14 protein-coding genes are annotated in these 15,891 nt (G+C 66.9%); 9 read left to right on the top strand and 5 right to left on the bottom strand.

The window, feature by feature from the left end; all coding sequences use genetic code 11:
* Positions 1-76: 76 nt before the first annotated feature.
* The gene (locus CLV29_RS01050) at positions 77-1,264 is read right to left on the bottom strand and encodes an MFS transporter (protein ID WP_133753245.1); all 1,188 of its coding nucleotides are present in this window, start codon (positions 1,262-1,264) and stop codon (positions 77-79) included.
* Positions 1,265-1,336: 72 nt separating this feature from the next.
* A complete protein-coding gene (locus tag CLV29_RS01055; RefSeq protein ID WP_133753246.1) occupies positions 1,337-1,996 on the bottom strand; it encodes a GntR family transcriptional regulator in 660 nt (219 codons plus the stop codon).
* A 128-nt stretch (positions 1,997-2,124) separates the two neighbouring features.
* Between CLV29_RS01055 and CLV29_RS17145 the strand changes: the two genes are divergently transcribed.
* Positions 2,125-2,478 (top strand): thiamine-binding protein, encoded by a 354-nt coding sequence (locus CLV29_RS17145; RefSeq protein WP_133753247.1) that lies wholly within the window; start codon positions 2,125-2,127, stop codon positions 2,476-2,478.
* On the opposite strand, the gene CLV29_RS01065 is transcribed toward CLV29_RS17145, so the two are convergent.
* On the bottom strand, positions 2,417-2,818 hold the full coding sequence (locus tag CLV29_RS01065) for a pirin family protein (protein WP_243831651.1): 402 nt from the start codon (positions 2,816-2,818) through the stop codon (positions 2,417-2,419). The genes CLV29_RS17145 and CLV29_RS01065 overlap by 62 nt on opposite strands.
* A 106-nt stretch (positions 2,819-2,924) precedes the next feature.
* Positions 2,925-4,496: a DNA recombination protein RmuC gene (locus CLV29_RS01070; RefSeq protein ID WP_243831652.1), complete on the bottom strand. Its 1,572-nt coding sequence runs from the start codon at positions 4,494-4,496 to the stop codon at positions 2,925-2,927.
* Between the two features lie 106 nt (positions 4,497-4,602).
* On the opposite strand from CLV29_RS01070, the gene CLV29_RS01075 reads away from it, so the two are divergent.
* Both CLV29_RS01075 and CLV29_RS01080 read left to right on the top strand, forming a co-directional pair.
* Positions 4,603-5,865, top strand: a complete 1,263-nt coding sequence (locus CLV29_RS01075; RefSeq protein ID WP_133753249.1) for a M18 family aminopeptidase — start codon at positions 4,603-4,605, stop codon at positions 5,863-5,865.
* Positions 5,866-6,024: 159 nt separating this feature from the next.
* Positions 6,025-7,311, top strand: coding sequence for an ABC transporter substrate-binding protein (locus CLV29_RS01080; protein WP_133753250.1), 1,287 nt, complete (start codon positions 6,025-6,027; stop codon positions 7,309-7,311).
* Between the two features lie 152 nt (positions 7,312-7,463).
* Here CLV29_RS01080 and CLV29_RS01085 read toward each other — a convergent pair whose 3' ends face one another.
* Positions 7,464-9,950 carry a phosphoketolase family protein gene (locus CLV29_RS01085; RefSeq protein ID WP_133753251.1) on the bottom strand — a complete coding sequence of 829 codons (2,487 nt, stop codon included), beginning with the start codon at positions 9,948-9,950 and terminating at the stop codon, positions 7,464-7,466.
* A gap of 218 nt (positions 9,951-10,168) precedes the next feature.
* On the opposite strand from CLV29_RS01085, the gene arfB reads away from it, so the two are divergent.
* From arfB to CLV29_RS01115, 6 genes are all read left to right on the top strand, one after another.
* A complete protein-coding gene (gene arfB / locus CLV29_RS01090; RefSeq protein WP_133753252.1) occupies positions 10,169-10,618 on the top strand; it encodes an alternative ribosome rescue aminoacyl-tRNA hydrolase ArfB in 450 nt (149 codons plus the stop codon).
* Between the two features lie 174 nt (positions 10,619-10,792).
* Positions 10,793-11,050 carry a DUF6458 family protein gene (locus CLV29_RS01095; RefSeq protein WP_133753253.1) on the top strand — a complete coding sequence of 86 codons (258 nt, stop codon included), beginning with the start codon at positions 10,793-10,795 and terminating at the stop codon, positions 11,048-11,050.
* A 25-nt stretch (positions 11,051-11,075) separates the two neighbouring features.
* Entirely contained in the window at positions 11,076-12,764 is a 1,689-nt protein-coding gene (locus tag CLV29_RS01100) for a dihydroxyacetone kinase family protein (RefSeq protein WP_133753254.1), read from the top strand.
* Positions 12,765-13,004: 240 nt separating this feature from the next.
* A complete protein-coding gene (locus CLV29_RS01105) occupies positions 13,005-13,748 on the top strand; it encodes a (Fe-S)-binding protein (protein ID WP_133753255.1) in 744 nt (247 codons plus the stop codon).
* Complete coding sequence (locus CLV29_RS01110; protein WP_133753256.1) at positions 13,745-15,289, top strand: lactate utilization protein B; 1,545 nt, start codon at positions 13,745-13,747, stop codon at positions 15,287-15,289. Before CLV29_RS01105 ends, CLV29_RS01110 begins: the two co-directional genes overlap by 4 nt.
* On the top strand, positions 15,286-15,873 hold the full coding sequence (locus CLV29_RS01115) for a LutC/YkgG family protein (protein WP_133753257.1): 588 nt from the start codon (positions 15,286-15,288) through the stop codon (positions 15,871-15,873). The genes CLV29_RS01110 and CLV29_RS01115 overlap by 4 nt, the downstream gene beginning before the upstream one ends.
* The last annotated feature ends 18 nt before the right edge of the window (positions 15,874-15,891 follow it).

Consider the following 15,891-nt stretch of genomic DNA (forward strand, 5'->3'; position numbering starts at 1 on the left):
ACGGTGCGACGAACCTGGTCGCAGACCAGTCGGGCCAGATGCGCATCCGGCTTGACTGCGTCTGTCGATCAATCGATCAGCTTTCCGGCAGGTGCTTGCGCCAGCTGAAGGCAATCACTCCCACGCTCAGCAATGCGATCACCGCACCTGTGAAGAACATCTCCGTGTAGTTCAGCCAAGCGCCGATTGCCGAGAGGATCATCGGGATAAAGAACCCGAGATACGTCAACGAGTAGAACACTGCGGTCAGCCCGGCCAGATCGTTGGGCCCGGCGATCCGCTGGATTTCGCGAAGGCCGCCCACCAGGAGTAGGCCGTAGGCTGCGCCGAGCAGGGCTGCAGCAGCGACTGCCCAGGGCAGCGAGTCCAGACCTGCCGCCGCGGCTGCGAGGAGCATCGCCGGAACGGTCACCACGAGCGCAATCCCGATACCGCGGGCAGAATGCGGTGAGTCGACCAATGATGCCAGTCTTTGTACAGCGACTCCGCATCCGAGTGCTACTACGCAGAGCAACCCGGACATGCCGATCTCGAATCCGGGTGCCTGCGACATCATGAGTCCTGGGAGTATCGCGTAGGCGCTCGCGGCGGTTCCGAACACCCAGGGCGCCATGGGTGCTACGACAAAAAGGAACCTGCGATGCTTGGCTGCGGGGATCGCGAGGTCCTCGAGCAGGGGAGTACTGGTCTGTGCTCGTGGGCGGCTCTCAGGTGCCCCCAACAGTACAAAGAACGATACGAGTGTGATGCCGATGTGGACCAGATATGGCAGCGCGGTCGGGATCGGCCCGAACTGTGCCAACGCGGCGGCGATACCCGCTCCGAGCGCGAAACCGGTCGTCAGTGAGAGAGCCGCTCGGGCCGCGCCCTGTCCCTCGGGCGCGTGGGTGTCGAAGGGAACCTGAGACAACTCCTTCAGCCAACTCGTCCCCACCGCCATGACTAGACCGAGCGCGATACCAGAGCACACGCGTCCGAGGAACAGCAGCGTCGCATCTGACGCGCCGATGGCCAGTAGCGAGCTGCCCAGCACTGCGACGAGCGGTGCTGGCACGAACAGTGGGCGTCGTCCGAATCGATCCGAGAGCGGGCCGCCGAGCAGCAGTGCCGGAATGATCCCGAGGACGTAGGCACCCAGGAGGACGTTCACGGTGAACGAGTCCAGGTGGTTGACATGCCGGTACATGACCAACAGCGGAGTGAACTCGTTACCTCCCCACGCGACGGCGAAAAGACCGAAGCTTACACGCTTCCAGGGGAGCATTCCATGGCGGGATCGGGAAGGGGAGGGGACTGCGGTGGTGCTCACGAGGGCTCGGTTCTGTGTGAGGCTGAATCAGCGGGATTGAGGGGAGAGGAGCTGGCGGTGCGTTCCTCGGACATGCGTGTCGAGAGCAGCGGCGAACGCGTCGGCGTCACCCATGGCGATCAGGTCGGTCAATCGCTCGTGTTCGGCAATGACTGTGGCGGCGATATCGTCTCTGCGCCACAGTGATCGCGCCGTCATGCGCTGCTGACGTTCGCGCAGAGTGGCGAAGAAGTCAGCGAGGAGCGCGTTGCCGCCGGCCTTCACGATCAGCCAGTGGAAGGCGGCGTCCGCGGCTGTGAATGCTCCCAGGTCACCGGTTGCGTGCGTGCTGCGCTGCAGTGCGATTTGCTCGAGCAGGTCGCTGCGCAGTTGTGCGAGAGAAACCTCACTCCGCTCGAAGCGGCGAACCGCAGCGCTCTCGACGACCACGCGAGCCTCGAGGATGTCCTCCAATTCGTGCGGATGAACCTCCACCACGAGGGCGCCCCGCTTCGGGTACAGTCGCATCCATCCCTCCGCCTGCAGGCGGAGAAAGGCCTCACGGATCGGCGTGCGGCTCATGCTGAGACGGTCGGCGATGGAGCCTTCGCTGACCATCGTCCCGCCGAGGAGCTCTCCGTCGAGGATCGCCTCCTTCAGGTGGGCGTAGGCCGTATCCGCTGAGGATTGGGCGTTCTTCGGTGCCATTCTGCTGTTATGCACAACATAGATACTAGTTGTATTCATGTATCCCTGCAAAGATCAAGCGCACTTCCCGAAGCCGTCGTCGCGTGATCCGATCAGTGCGCTACGGCCGCGTAGGCCACTGGCAAAGCATGTTCACAGAGGTCGAAGGTTCGTGGGACGAGGTCTTCGGCGTCGTGAAACGCGCGACCGAGGCTGTCGGGCCGTTCGGCTCCCGCATCTCGCTCGTGATCAAGGCGGATATCCGTGCTGGTTGCGAAAGAGAGCTCGACGGGAAGGTCGAACGCCTGGAGCGGGCGATCGAAGAGACCGTCGAGCAGTCCCCTCGCGTCACTGACCGCGTTTCGCCTAAGCGGGATACGCCGTCGGTCCGAGTATCGGTCGCGGTCGACCCGGCGGATGGGGTGAGACGGGGAGCCCGGCTCACCCGCACCCGCCAGGACGACCCCGGCCGATGCTCGGGCCGAAGAGGCACTTGCCCGTGAACCCCGGCAGTGGATCGAATCGGCGTCGGCGCGAGGAAGGGCGGTTGAACAACCAGCTCACGGTCTGCAGCCCGGTGTGCGGGTGCGGGGCGACGTCCATCCCGCCGGTCGTTTCCACCTGATCTGGCCCGTAATGGTCGACGAAGCACCAGGCGCCGATCAGGGAACGCTGGCGTTGCGGAAGAGTGCGCCGTACCGTCATCGACCGCGGCCCACCCAGCGGCACGTCCCGGGCGGTGATGATCTCCACCGGCGCCCGGCCACCCTCCTTCGACGACGGTCCGCTGAGTCCGTCGGAGTGGCACACGACCTCGTCCGGCCGGGTCTCGAGGTTGCTCATGTCCGATCACTCCTTCGGTGCCGATCGGGAGCCACCGGCGGGTGGGACTCGGGCGATCGCCTGTCAGTGAGTCTGCACACCTGCAGTTCTGCTGCCGAACCCGGGGTCAGCCGACGCCGTGCTGTCGGTCGGGCCCTTCGGTCTCCACCTGATCGGCCAGCAGCTCGAACAGATCGGGGTCACGTCGACGCAGTTCGCCGGCCTCGGGAAGTGATGCCCGCGACTTCGCCGCGGTGTCCGACTCCTGTTCCACCGGCTCGATCACCGGGGTCACCTGGGCGGCATCCTCGACCAGCTCGGTCTGGCTGACCCGCCGGATCGGGGTCTCCACCGGGGTCGCCGTGGCCAGGTCGACATCGCTCACATGCAACTCGGTGAACCGACGGGCACTGACCAGCACCCGGGTCTCCAGGGAGGAGACCGTCGAGTTGTACTGCGCCACCGTCCGGTCCAGGGCGCGGCCGAGCCGGTCGAAGTGGCCGCCCATGGTGCCGATCCGCTCATGCAGTTCGCGGCCCAGCCGGAAGACATCGGCGGCGGACTCGGCCAGCGCGGCCTGCTTCCAGCCGTAGGCGACCGCGCGCAGGGTGGCGATCAAGGTCGTCGGGGTGGCCAGTACGACATTGCGGGCGGCCGCATACTCGTGCAGATCCGGTGCCTGGGCCAATGCCTGGGCGCCCAGGCTCTCACTGGGCAGGAACATGATCACGAACTCCGGCGTACCCTCCTCGGCCTGCCAGTAACGCTTGCCGCTCAACTGGTCGATGTGGGTCCGGACATTGCCTGCGAACCGGTTCAGCGCCTCCTCGTGCTCCCGCTCGTCATCGGCCTCGTGGGCATCCAGGAACGCGGCCAGCGGGACCTTCGCATCGACGAAGATGCACTTGCCGTCGCCCATCGCGACCCGCATGTCGGGACGGACCGCACGATCGTCGGCACTGGTCGTGTGCTGGGTGTTGAAGTCACAGTGCTCGACCATGCCGGCCACCTCGGCCACCCGCTTCAGCTGCAACTCGCCCCAGGCCCCCCGCAGATGGGGTTTGCGCAGGGCTGTGGCCAGGGCATGGGTCTCCCGGCGCAGGTGCTCACCGGTCGCCTGCACCGCCTGCACCTGATTGCGCAGGTCGGTGGCCAGGGCCACCCGCTCCTTCTCCACCGCGGTCAACCTGGCCTGGAACAGCGCCAACGTCTCGGTCACCGGCTTCAACGCCTGCTCGGTCGCCTTCAACCGTTCATCGGCGCGCGCATCGGCCTGTTTGCCCTGATTGGCCAACGACTCGGCCGACAGTGCCTTGAACTGCAGGACCAACGACTCCCGGTCGGCGGCCAGCCGCTCGACCCGGTCGCGGGCCGCGTCACGTTCGGCCACCGCCTTGGCCAGCTCCGCACCCACTGCCGCCGCCTCGGCCTGGGCATTGGCGGCCTCGGCGCGGGCGTCGGAGATGGCAGCCTTGCCGCCGGCCAGTTGTTCACGGGCGGCGGCGGCCTCGGCACGGGCCTGGGCTGCCTCGGACCGGAACTGTGCGAGCTCGGCCTCCCGCTGGGCCGCATCGGCACGATCGGCGCCCGCTGCCCCGACCAGCTCGGCCTGCTGGCGTGAGCGCAGGACCAGCCATGCACCGACCGCCCCCAGAGCCAGCCCGATCAGCAGCATCAGTACCCCGGTTGCGATGTCCATGACTCCATCTTGGTCGACGGGTCCGACACAACCGGGGACCACGCGCCCGCGTGCGGTGAGACAGGTGGGCGACGGCGCCGACGACAGCGCCGCTACAGTCGGCGGCATGCAGCCCGACTCCGATGAGCTGACCGATCTGTCCGCATTCGTCCAGGCCTCACCCAGTGCGTACCACGCGGCTGCGGAGACGGCGCGCCGGTTGACCGCGGCCGGTTGGTCGCCGCAGCCCCGTACCGAGGCCTGGGACGTCAGCCCGGGTGGGCACTTCACCCTGCGTGGCGGGGCGCTGATCGCCTGGTGGGTGCCGGAATCGGCCGATACTCGCTCCGGTTATCGGATCGTCGGTGCGCACACCGACTCCCCGGGGTTCAAACTGAAGCCACATCCGCAGCTGCGGCGGCACGGCTGGGACCAGCTCGGCGTGGAGGTCTACGGTGGCCCGTTGCTCGCCAGCTGGACCGATCGTGATCTTGGTCTGGCAGGTCGAGTGGTCGACCGGCTGGGCAACGAGGCGCTGATCCGTACCGAGGCGGTCGCGCGGATCCCGCAATTGGCGATCCACCTCAACCGCTCGGTGAACGCCGACGGGTTGAAGCTGGACCCGCAGGCGCACACGATGCCGATCATCGGCCTGGGGGAGCGGGAACTGTTCGACCTGCTGCTGGACGGTGTGGACCTGCCGGCCGATCCGGTCGGGTTCGATCTGCACACCTACGACACCCAGCCGCCGGCGGTGATCGGCGCCGGCGGCGAGTTCTTCGCCAGTGCGCGGTTGGACAACCTGAGCAGTGTGCATGCCGGGCTGACCGCCTTGCTGGAACCGGCTGACGATCATGGACCGGAGATCCGGGTACTGGCGATCTTCGACCACGAGGAGGTGGGCAGTGCCAGCACCACCGGTGCTGCCGGACCGCTGCTGGAGGAGGTTCTGCGACGCACCTCCCTCGGCCTGGGGGCCGACGAGGAACAGCATCTGGCGATGCTCGCCGGTTCCAGCTGCGTCTCCTCCGATGCCGGTCATGCGGTGCACCCGAACTATGCCGAGTACCACGATCCGGCCAACCACCCGCTGCTGAACGGCGGACCGTTGCTGAAGATCAACGCCAACCAGCGCTACGCCACCGATGGTGTCGGGGCAGCGTTGTGGAGTCGGGTCTGCGACCAGGCCGGGGTACGGGTGCAGCCCTTCGTGTCCAACAATGCGATCCCCTGTGGCAGCACCATCGGTCCGATCACGGCCACCCGGATCGGGGTCACCACCGTCGACGTCGGCGTCCCGCTGCTGAGTATGCATTCGGCCCGCGAACTGGCCGGAACCGGTGATCTGCTGGACCTGGGCGCCGCACTACGTGCCTATCTCTGGCTCTGAACCACACCCGCGAGTTCTCCGGCGGCGATTGCCTCGGTCACGGTTAGGCAACGATCAGATAGCGAAATCGTCAACTGTGTCCCGCGTACGCGTGCCAAGGGCAAACATTGCAGGCAGATCCGCGGCACGGGCAGCGGACCGTAGAGGAGAACCAGACTTATGACTCGAGCGAAGACGTTCATGCGTACCGCTGCTGTCGTCGGCGCACTCAGCCTTGCGCTCACGGCCTGTTCCAGCGGCACCGAGACCGAGACCCCCAGTGGCGACACCGGTGGCTCGGGCGGTGAAGGCGGTCAGCTGCACTTCGGCACCCTGCTCCCGGTGACCGGTTCACTGTCCCAGCTGGGCCCGCCGGAAATCGCCGGTGTCGACCTGGCCACGAAGGAGATCAACGACGCCGGCGGCGTGTTCGGCAACGAACTGCAGATCACCCACACCGACTCCAGCGATGCCGACAACGCCCAGGTGGCGACGGAGTCCTCGCAGCAGTTGATCTCCGAGCAGGTGCAGACGATCATCGGTGCCGCGTCGTCCAGCGTGACCCTGAACGTGATCGACGACATCACCGGTTCCGGCATCGTCCAGTTCTCGCCGGCCAACACCGCGACCGAACTGTCCGGGTACAGCCCGTTCTTCTTCCGGACCGCTCCGCCGGACTCGGTGCAGGGTGACGCGCTGGCCAACCTGATGCTGGCCGACGGCGCGTCCAGCGTCGGTGTGCTGGTGTTCAACGATGCCTACGGCACCGGCCTGCGCGACACCGTTGAGACGGTCGTCACCGAAGCCGGCGGCTCCATCACCTACGGCACCTCGGGCCAGGAGTTCGACCCGAACGAGACCAACTACTCCGGCATCGTGAGCGACGTCCTGGCGACCAACCCCGACGCGATCACGATCATCGCCTTCACCACCCAGACCCCGCTGATCGTGCGGGAGCTGGAGTCGCAGGGCTTCGACATGAGCAAGCTGTACTTCGTCGACGGCAACCTGCAGAACTTCGGCACCTCGGGCGAGAACGGCTTCCCCGAAGGAACCCTCGAGGGCGCCAAGGGCACCCTGCCGGGTGCCTACCCGACCGAGGAGTTCCAGAGCCGGTTGCTGGAGGTGAACCCGGACCTGAGTGACTTCTCCTACAGCGCGGAGTCCTACGACGCCACCATGATGTCGGCGCTGGCTGCGCTGAAGGGTGGAGCAGCCACCGGTGCGGCGATCCAGGAAAACCTGCCGGCGATCTCCGGCGCGAACGGTGGCACCGAGTGCACCGGCTGGGTGGAGTGCTCCGAGCTGGTCTCGAGCGGCCAGGAGATCCATTACCAGGCCGTCTCCGGTGTGGGACCGTTCAACGCCCAGAACGATCCGTCCTCGGCGTTCGTGGGCATCTACGAGTTCGACGCCAACAACGAGTACTCCTTCGTCGAGTCCCGTGAGGGCGTCGTCGCGGAGTGACCCCGTCACCGCTGTGACATGAGTCCGGCCCCGGCAGGTCTTCCTGCCGGGGCCGGACTCTTTGCATTCGCCGATCAGTCCGTCCGTGCCGGCGAAGATCCATCCCGACCGGGTCTCGCCACCGCGAGCCCGGCCGGGATGGGAGCGATCGGCTACTCGTTGTCGCCACCGGTGCCGCTGGTGCCGACCTGGCTGATCACCGTCTCGGGATCGCCGCCGGGCCAGACCCATTCGCCGACCTCGGGCAGGTCCTCACCATGGACCCGGGTGTACTCGCGCGCGGCCAGCCGGGCATCGACCATCTGCTGACGCAAGCCGGCGGCCCGAGAACCCAGACTCGGAACGCGATCGATCACGTCGATCACCAGGTGGAACCGGTCGAGATCGTTCAACATCACCATGTCGAAGGGGGTGGTGGTCGTCCCCTCCTCCTTGTAACCACGGACATGCCAGTTGGCATGGCCGGTACGCCGGTAGGTCAGTCGATGGATCAGCCACGGATACCCGTGGTAGGCGAAGATCACCGGCGCATCGGTGGTGAAGATGGTGTCGAAGTCGTGGCTGCTCAGGCCGTGCGGGTGCTCGGCCTCATCCTGCAGCCGCATCAGATCGACGACGTTCACCACCCGTACCCGCAGGTCGGGCAGATGGGTACGCAGCAGATCCGCCGCGGCCAGCACTTCCAGGGTCGGGACATCACCGGCACAGCCCAGGACCACATCGGGCTCGGTTCCGGGCTCCTCGGTGCCGGCCCATTCCCAGATGCCCAGCCCGCGGGTGCAATGGGCCACGGCCTCATCCATGGTCAGCCACTGCGGTGCCGGCTGCTTGCCGGCGACCACCACATTGACGTAGTTCTTCGAGCGCAGGCAGTGGTCGTAGGTGGACAGCAAGGTGTTGGCATCGGCCGGCAGGTAGACCCGCACGATCTCGGACTTCTTGTTCAGCACATGATCGATGAAGCCCGGGTCCTGATGGCTGAAACCGTTGTGGTCCTGACGCCAGACATGGGACGACAGCAGGTAGTTCAGGCTGGCGATCGGTCGCCGCCACGGGATGTGCCGGGTGACGTCCAGCCATTTGGCGTGCTGGTTGAACATCGAGTCGATGATGTGGATGAACGCCTCGTAGCAGTTGAACAATCCGTGCCTGCCGGTCAGCAGGTACCCCTCGAGCCAGCCCTGGCACTGGTGCTCGCTGAGGGTTTCCACGACCCGCCCGCGAGGTGCCAGGTGGTCGGCGGAGTCGCTGTCGGCGTACAGCCCGTTCCACTGTTTGTCGGTGACTTCGAAGACCGACTGCAACCGGTTCGAGGCAGTCTCGTCGGGGCCGAAGATCCGGAAGTTGTCGGGGTTGCGCTCGATCACCGCGGTCAGCCAGTTGCCGAGGACCCGGGTGGCCTCGGCCACCGTCGCACCCGGATGGGGGACCTCGACACCGAACTGACGGAAGTCGGGCAGTCGCAGATCGCGCAGCAGTTGCCCGCCGTTGGCGCTGGGATTGGCGCTCATCCGCAGCTCGCCGGCCGGAGCCAGGGCAGCGATGTCGGCGGCCAGCGCTCCGTCGTCGTCGAAGAGCTCGGCCGGGTGGTACGAGGCGAGCCAGTCGTGCAGCACCGCCAGATGCTCGGGAGTGTCGCGGGCGTTCGACAACGGCACCTGATGGGAGCGCCACGATCCCTCGGCGGGCAATCCGTCGATCACCTTCGGGCAGGTCCAACCCTTCGGGGTACGGAAGACGATCATCGGCCAGGCCGGACGGTCGATGTCTCCCTGCGCGGCGGCTGCCTTGTACTCCGCGATCTGATTCAGCACCTCGTCCAGCAGCAGCGCGAACCGCTCGTGGATGGAGGAGATCGGCTCGTCGTCGAAGCCGGCGGTGAACAGGTAGGGGGTGTGCCCGTACCCGCGCATCAGTTCGGCCAGTTCCGACTCCGGGATCCGCGACAGCACCGTCGGGTTGGCGATCTTGTAGCCGTTCAGGTGCAGGATCGGCAGCACCACCCCGTCGGTGGCCGGATTGAGGAACTTGTTGCCATGCCAGCCGGCGGCCAGCGGGCCGGTCTCGGCCTCCCCGTCGCCGATCACACAGGCGACCAGCAGATCGGGATTGTCGAAGGCCGCGCCATAGGCGTGGGACAGGGCGTAGCCCAGCTCACCGCCCTCGTGGATCGATCCGGGGGTCTCCGGGGCGACGTGGCTGGGGATGCCGCCGGGGAAGGAGAACTGGCGGAACAACAGGCGCAGGCCCTCGGCGTCGCGGCTGATGTCGGGGTAGGTCTCGGTGTAGGTGCCCTCCAGATAGGAGTTGGCGACCAGCCCGGGGCCGCCGTGACCGGGCCCGGTGATGTAGAGCGCATGGGTCGACCGCTCGTTGATCACCCGATTCAGATGGGCGTAGAGGAAGTTCAGGCCGGGGGTCGTTCCCCAGTGGCCGAGCAGTCGCGGTTTGACGTCGTCGGCAGTCAACTCGGTCCGGAGCAGTGGATTGTCCAGTAGGTAGATCTGGCCGACCGAGAGGTAGTTGGCTGCCCGCCACCAGCGGTCCAGGCCTTCGAGGCTGGGTGCGTCGAGCGCGCCCGGTTCGCGGAACGGCCAGGCGGTGCCGCTGGTCGGGGTGTCGGTGAGGATCGAGTTCATGGCATCTCCGAAGAAGGAGCGGACAGTGACGGAACCTCGCTGTTCCCGCTGGGCGGATCGATCACCCTCGCGTTACTACGAATGGTAGTAGCAATTCGGGGGTCCGTGAAAGCGGTTTCGGCGAACCGGTCCCGCAGAGTCGGTGCCCATCACGTACCGGCAGGTCTCGACCCGGAAAATCCCGGACGCGACGGCCCCGGATGGGACAGACTCGAGGGATGCCCGATCTGCTCCTGCCCCCCGGTCCCGGGGCTCCGCACGGGTTGCGGGTGCCGGCCGCGGAGTTGGCCGAACAGTTCTCCCATGCCTCCGGTCCGGGTGGCCAGGGGGTGAACACCGCCGACTCGCGGGTGCAGTTGAGCCTCGATCTGGCGCAGACCACGGCCCTGGACGATGTCCAGCGTCAACGGGTGCTGGAGCGGCTGGCGCCGCGGCTGGCAGGCACTGTGTTGATCATCAGCGCTGCCGAGCACCGCTCGCAACGCCGGAACCGGGTGGCCGCCCGGGAGCGCCTCGCGAGCCTGCTTCGCGAGGCGGTGATGCCGGTACCGGTACGCCGGGCGACCCGACCGTCGGCGGGATCGCGACGGCGCCGACTCGATGCCAAACGGCGACGGGCGCAGACCAAACGCCGACGTCGTCCACCCGGCCCCGGCGATCAGGCCTGACCCGAGGTGGACCCGCCGGGGTCGTCAGCCGTGGCGCCGGCGCTCGTGATCAGGGTCTGCAGGGTCGTGGTCAACATCGCATTCTGCTGCTCGTCCAGGTGCTGGGCTTGTGCCGCCTCATCGCTGCGCGTAGGTCTGGAACCGCCCCCCCGTATCGGTCCGAAGGAGCCCAGCATGAGTATCGGATTCGGAATCTTCCTGATGGTCGTCGGTGCGATCCTTGCGTTCGCGCTGGAGATCCAGGTGTCCTGGATCGATCTACGCCTGGTGGGCTATCTGTTGATCGCCGCCGGTGCGCTGGTCACGGTCCTGGGTCTGGTCCTGATCTTCCGGCGTCGCAGCAGCAGCACGGTGTCGAGCACCAGTATCGACCCGAAGTCCGGTGCCCGGATCACCCGTCAGGAGAGCTCGCGCCCCGAGACGAAGTACTGAGGTCTCGTGCCGGTACGGTGAGTGCATGACCGGTGCCCGAGCATCCTTCGTCAACGACGTCCCCCACTTCCTCCGCGATGCCCTGCGGGGAACCGTGGCGCGAAGGGCGGATCTGACCTGGTTCGGTGACCCCGGCTTCCTCGCCTTGAACACCCCGCTGCTTCCCGGAACGGTGGGACTGGTCTCCGGCGGTGGCTCCGGCCACGAGCCGATGCACACCGGATTCCTCGGCGAGGGCATGCTGCGGGCCGTCGCGCCCGGGTTGCTGTTCACCTCCCCGAATGCGGTCCAGGTGGCCGCCGCCACCCGGTCGGCCGACGCCGGAGCCGGGGTCCTGCAGATCGTCAAGAACTACACCGGGGATGTAATGAACTTCCGGGTCGCCCGGACCGTGGTCGGCTCCGAGGGGATCGAGACCGAGGCCGTGGTGGTCGATGACGACGTGGCGACCGATCACGGTGATGCCGGTGGGCCCGGGCGTCGCGGTACCGGTGCGACCATCATCGTGGAGAAGATCTGCGGGGCGGCCGCCGCCCGCGGGGACGGTCTGTCGGTGGTCGCCGAGCTCGGTCGCCGGGTGGTGGCGCGATCCCGCAGCATGGCGGTGGCAGTGGCCCCGGGAGCCCTGCCGGGGGCCGACGGACCGACCTTCGACCTGCCCGAGGGAAAGCTCGAGCTGGGAATCGGCATCCATGGCGAGCGTGGGGTGGAACGGCTGGACGTCCGTCCGGCGCGGGAGATCGTCGGCCTTGTGCTGGACCGGATTCTCGACTCGCTGGCCACCGACGGCGATGATGGTGCGGATGTGGGCGGTACGGGTGAGGACGCCGGGCTGATCGTGCTGGTCAACGGGCTCGGGGCCACACATCCCTTGGAACTGGATCTGGTCGCCGGCGAGGTGAGTGCCCAGTTGGCCGATCGGGGGGAGTCAATCGCTCGGATCCTGGTCGGCACCTACGTCACCGCCTACGACATGGCCGGGGTGTCGATCACCCTGACCCGCGCCGACGAGGAGGTGCTCTCGCTGTGGGACGCTCCGACGACGGCCCCGGCCTGGCCCGATCCGGCCAGCACCCTGCCCGGGAAGCTGGTCGACACCTCGGTGGCCGAACCCGATGATGCTGCCGCCGACGGGGCCGAGGTGCCGTGGCTGACCGCCTTCGTCGCCCGGGTCGGTGCCGCGATCGGTGAACTGACCGATCTCGATCGGCGGGCCGGTGACGGCGATTTCGGGACCAACATGGAGGCGGCGCTGGGGCACTTCGGCTCCCAGATCCGCGGCGACCAGGTGGCGGCGCTGCGGGCGGTCGAGCGGTCCTTCCTGATGCGCGCCGGAGGTACCTCGGGTGCGGTGTTCGGCAGTCTGTTCCATGCCCTGGCCGAGGCCTTCGCCGACGAGTCGGACCCGCAACAGGCGTTGAGAACGGGCCTGCGTACCGGGCTGGAAGAGATCACCGCCCTGGGTGGCGCCCGGGTGGGGGACAAGACCCTGGTCGATGCGCTCGCCCCTGCGGTGGAGGTGCTCGATGCCGGGGGAGACCTGGCTGCTGCTGCCGAGGCCGCCGCCGAGGGCGTCGAGCGGACCAAGGATTCGGTGGCCACGAAGGGCCGCGCGAGTTATGTCGGAGAGGGGGCCGTCGGCGTACCCGATCCCGGTGCCCTGGTGGTCAGCTGGTTGCTGCAGGCGGCCGCCGAGAACCTGCCGCAGGATTGAGCGGACCCCAGTCAATGGGCAGCGCTGATCTGTCTGTTCGACGCGGTCTCACGGTCGGTCGTGATCATGGATTTGCGCAAGCCCGAACGCGCGAAAATCGAATGATCAGAATTTGCGGTGATCTTCGGGAATCCGTTGATGGACAGGAGATCGAGAGGGTTACACTCGAGTCAACTCCGGATGCGGCACTGCTGCGGAAGTCGCCCCCGTCCGCGCCGGGTCCGAAGGAGGATTTCGCCCATGCGTGTGGCCTTGATGGTTCCCTGTTACGCCGATGCCCTCGAGCCGGAGACCGGGATCGCCACCCTGCAACTGCTGAGACGTCTCGGCATCGATGTGGACTATCCGGTCGACCAGACCTGCTGCAGCCAGCCGATGGTCAATGCGGGTTTCCACGAGGACGCCAAGGCCACCCAGGCCCACTTCGTCGACACCTTCGCCGGGTACGACTACATCGTCGCGCCGTCCAACAGTTGTGTGCGCAATGTGCGGGAGAACCTGACCGCGGTGGAGCAGACCGACCGGACCCGCGAGGTACGGTCGCGCATCGTCGAACTGGTGGAGTTCCTGCACGATGTGCTGCAGGTGGAGGATTTCCCCTGGGCCGAGTTCCCGCACAAGGTGACCTATCACGACAGCTGTTCCTCGATCCGCTTCCTGAAGTCCTCGAGTATGTCGGAGCTGCGGGAGGAGCCCTACTCCAAGCCGCTGGCACTGCTCAGCCGGGTGCGGGGTATCGAGATCGAACAGACGAAGCGTCCGGACGAGTGCTGTGGGTTCGGCGGGACCTTCTCGGTCCTGGAGCCGGCGACCTCGGTGAAGATGGGGCAGGACAAGGTCGCCGACCATTCCTCCACCGGTGCCACCCATGTGGTCTCCGGTGACGGTTCCTGCACGATGCACCTGAACAGTTGCGCCAGGCGGCTCGGACTGCCGATGAAATTCCTGCACATCGCCCAGGTGCTGAACGGAGACCGAGGATGAGCCTGAACCACCATCTGCGTCACGCCGAGGCGGCTTCCCCCGAGGCCATCCCTGACCAGCAACCGAGGGAGCCGCAACCGCGGGGGGCGAAGGTTCACGGCAACCACCCGGTCGACCACGACGAGGCCGCCGCGCGATTCATCGCCGCACCGCATCACGAACACATGCATGACTCCCGGTTGTGGGATCTGCGCCAGCAGCGCGATGCGCAGATGCACGGGATCGAGGAGTGGGAGGAGCTGCGCGAACACGCCTCCCGGGTCAAGTCGCACACCTTGGCCAATCTCGGTGACTACCTCGAGCAGTTCACCGCCGCCGCCCAGGCCAACGGAGTGCATGTGCACTGGGCCCGCGATGCCGCCGAGCACAATCAGATCGTGCATTCGATCATGAGTGATCACGGCGCCCGGAGTTTGATCAAGTCGAAGTCCATGCTGACCGAGGAATGCGGATTCCGGGAATACATGGCAGGAGTCGGGATCGAGGTGATCGAGACCGACCTGGGCGAGCGCATCCAGCAGTTGGACGACGAGCCGCCGAGTCACATCGTGGTCCCGGCCACCCACAAGCTGCGTACCGATGTGGCACAGGTCTTCGCCCGTACCCTCGGTACGGATCCGAACAATTCCGAGGTGCACTATCTGGCCGAGCAGCAGCGGGAGAAGACCCGGCCGCTGATCCTGCAGGCCGATGTCGGGATGACCGGTGCCAACTTCGCGATCGCCGAGAACGGTGCGATCGCGGTCTGCACCAATGAGGGCAATGCCGATCTCTCGGCCAATGTTCCGCCCCTGCACATCGCCTCGATCGGGATCGAGAAGATCATTCCGCGGGTCGCCGACCTCGGGGTCTTCATCCGGTTGCTCTCCCGATCGGCACTGGGTTCGCCGATCACCCAGTACACCTCGCATTTCCGGGGCCCACGGCCCGGTGCCGAGATGCACTTCGTGATGGTCGACAACGGACGGTCCGAGCGGCTCGGCGATGAGACCTTCTGGAGCAGTCTCAAGTGCATCCGCTGCAGTGCCTGTATGAACACCTGCCCGGTGTTCCGCCGCTCCGGCGGGCTGTCCTACGGCGCCACCTACTCCGGTCCGATCGGGCTGATCCTCGATCCGACGATGAACCGGCGCAAGTACTCCAAACTGCCCTACGCCTCGACGCTGAACGGCTCCTGCACCAATGTCTGCCCGGTGAAGATCAACATCCACGAGCAGATCTTCGAGTGGCGCAAGGTGATGGCCAGTGAACATCAACCGGCAGTGGCCGAGCGGGCGATGATGAAGGCTGCCGGCGTGGTGCTGTCCAACCCACGTGCCTATCGGGCGGCCGTCGCCGGAGCCGATCGGGCGCTCCGCGTGCTGCCGCAGTTCGCCGTCGACATCCCGCTGAATCCCTGGGCCACCCCGGGTCGGGAGACGCCGCAGGCCCCGCGGGAGACCTTCCACGAGTGGTACCGGCGTACCGATGGCGGCCGCATCGACACCGAGCTGCCGGCCAGCGGTGAGGACGGTTCCGGCACCGAGGAGGATCAGGGATGAGCGCCCGGGAGGAGATCATGGCGGCGGTGCGGGCCAATCAGCCCGCCGGTGACTTCCCGCTGCCGGAGACCGTGGTCTTCCCGATGGATGAGCGGGGGAACCGGACCGAGTTCTTCCTGCACAACCTGGGGGTGATGGGCGGCAGTGAGCTGTACGTCGTCGACGGTCTGGAGTCCGCAGTGCAGTCGGCCTTCCCCGATGCCGCGGTGATCGCATCGGCGGTCCCGGAACTGCAGGGCAATCGGGATCTGTCCACGGTCGCCGAGCAGGCCGATCTGCACGATGTGGACGTGGCGGTGGTACGGGCGGTGCTGGCGGTGGGGGAGACCGGTTCGGTGCTGCTCGCCGACAGCGACATCGTGGTGAACTCGCTGGTCTACCTGGCCCAGCACCTGGTGGTGCTGGTCGATCCGGACGACATCGTGCCCGGGCTGCAGGATGCGTACCTGAGTCCGGAGTTCCAGCAGCACGCCTACCTGGCCTTCCATTCCGGACCCTCGGCGACCGCCGACATCGAGGGCGTCCTGATCCACGGTGCACAAGGTGTGCGTACCCTGCAGGTCGCCCTGATCCCCCGCAGCTGAGCGAACCCGACCGGATCA

This window comes from Naumannella halotolerans (genome assembly GCF_004364645.1).
GTDB classification, from domain to species: domain Bacteria; phylum Actinomycetota; class Actinomycetes; order Propionibacteriales; family Propionibacteriaceae; genus Naumannella; species Naumannella halotolerans.

Coding starts and splice junctions, on each gene's coding strand:
- CLV29_RS01115 (WP_133753257.1), top strand. CDS start 15,286: ATGAGCGCCCGGGAGGAGATCATGGCGGCGGTGCGGGCCAATCAGCCC.
- CLV29_RS01075 (WP_133753249.1), top strand. CDS start 4,603: ATGCAGCCCGACTCCGATGAGCTGACCGATCTGTCCGCATTCGTCCAG.
- arfB (WP_133753252.1), top strand. CDS start 10,169: ATGCCCGATCTGCTCCTGCCCCCCGGTCCCGGGGCTCCGCACGGGTTG.
- CLV29_RS01070 (WP_243831652.1), bottom strand. CDS start 4,496: ATGGACATCGCAACCGGGGTACTGATGCTGCTGATCGGGCTGGCTCTG.
- CLV29_RS01105 (WP_133753255.1), top strand. CDS start 13,005: ATGCGTGTGGCCTTGATGGTTCCCTGTTACGCCGATGCCCTCGAGCCG.
- CLV29_RS01055 (WP_133753246.1), bottom strand. CDS start 1,996: ATGGCACCGAAGAACGCCCAATCCTCAGCGGATACGGCCTACGCCCAC.
- CLV29_RS01065 (WP_243831651.1), bottom strand. CDS start 2,818: ATGAGCAACCTCGAGACCCGGCCGGACGAGGTCGTGTGCCACTCCGAC.
- CLV29_RS01050 (WP_133753245.1), bottom strand. CDS start 1,264: ATGCTCCCCTGGAAGCGTGTAAGCTTCGGTCTTTTCGCCGTCGCGTGG.
- CLV29_RS17145 (WP_133753247.1), top strand. CDS start 2,125: ATGTTCACAGAGGTCGAAGGTTCGTGGGACGAGGTCTTCGGCGTCGTG.
- CLV29_RS01095 (WP_133753253.1), top strand. CDS start 10,793: ATGAGTATCGGATTCGGAATCTTCCTGATGGTCGTCGGTGCGATCCTT.
- CLV29_RS01110 (WP_133753256.1), top strand. CDS start 13,745: ATGAGCCTGAACCACCATCTGCGTCACGCCGAGGCGGCTTCCCCCGAG.
- CLV29_RS01085 (WP_133753251.1), bottom strand. CDS start 9,950: ATGAACTCGATCCTCACCGACACCCCGACCAGCGGCACCGCCTGGCCG.
- CLV29_RS01080 (WP_133753250.1), top strand. CDS start 6,025: ATGACTCGAGCGAAGACGTTCATGCGTACCGCTGCTGTCGTCGGCGCA.
- CLV29_RS01100 (WP_133753254.1), top strand. CDS start 11,076: ATGACCGGTGCCCGAGCATCCTTCGTCAACGACGTCCCCCACTTCCTC.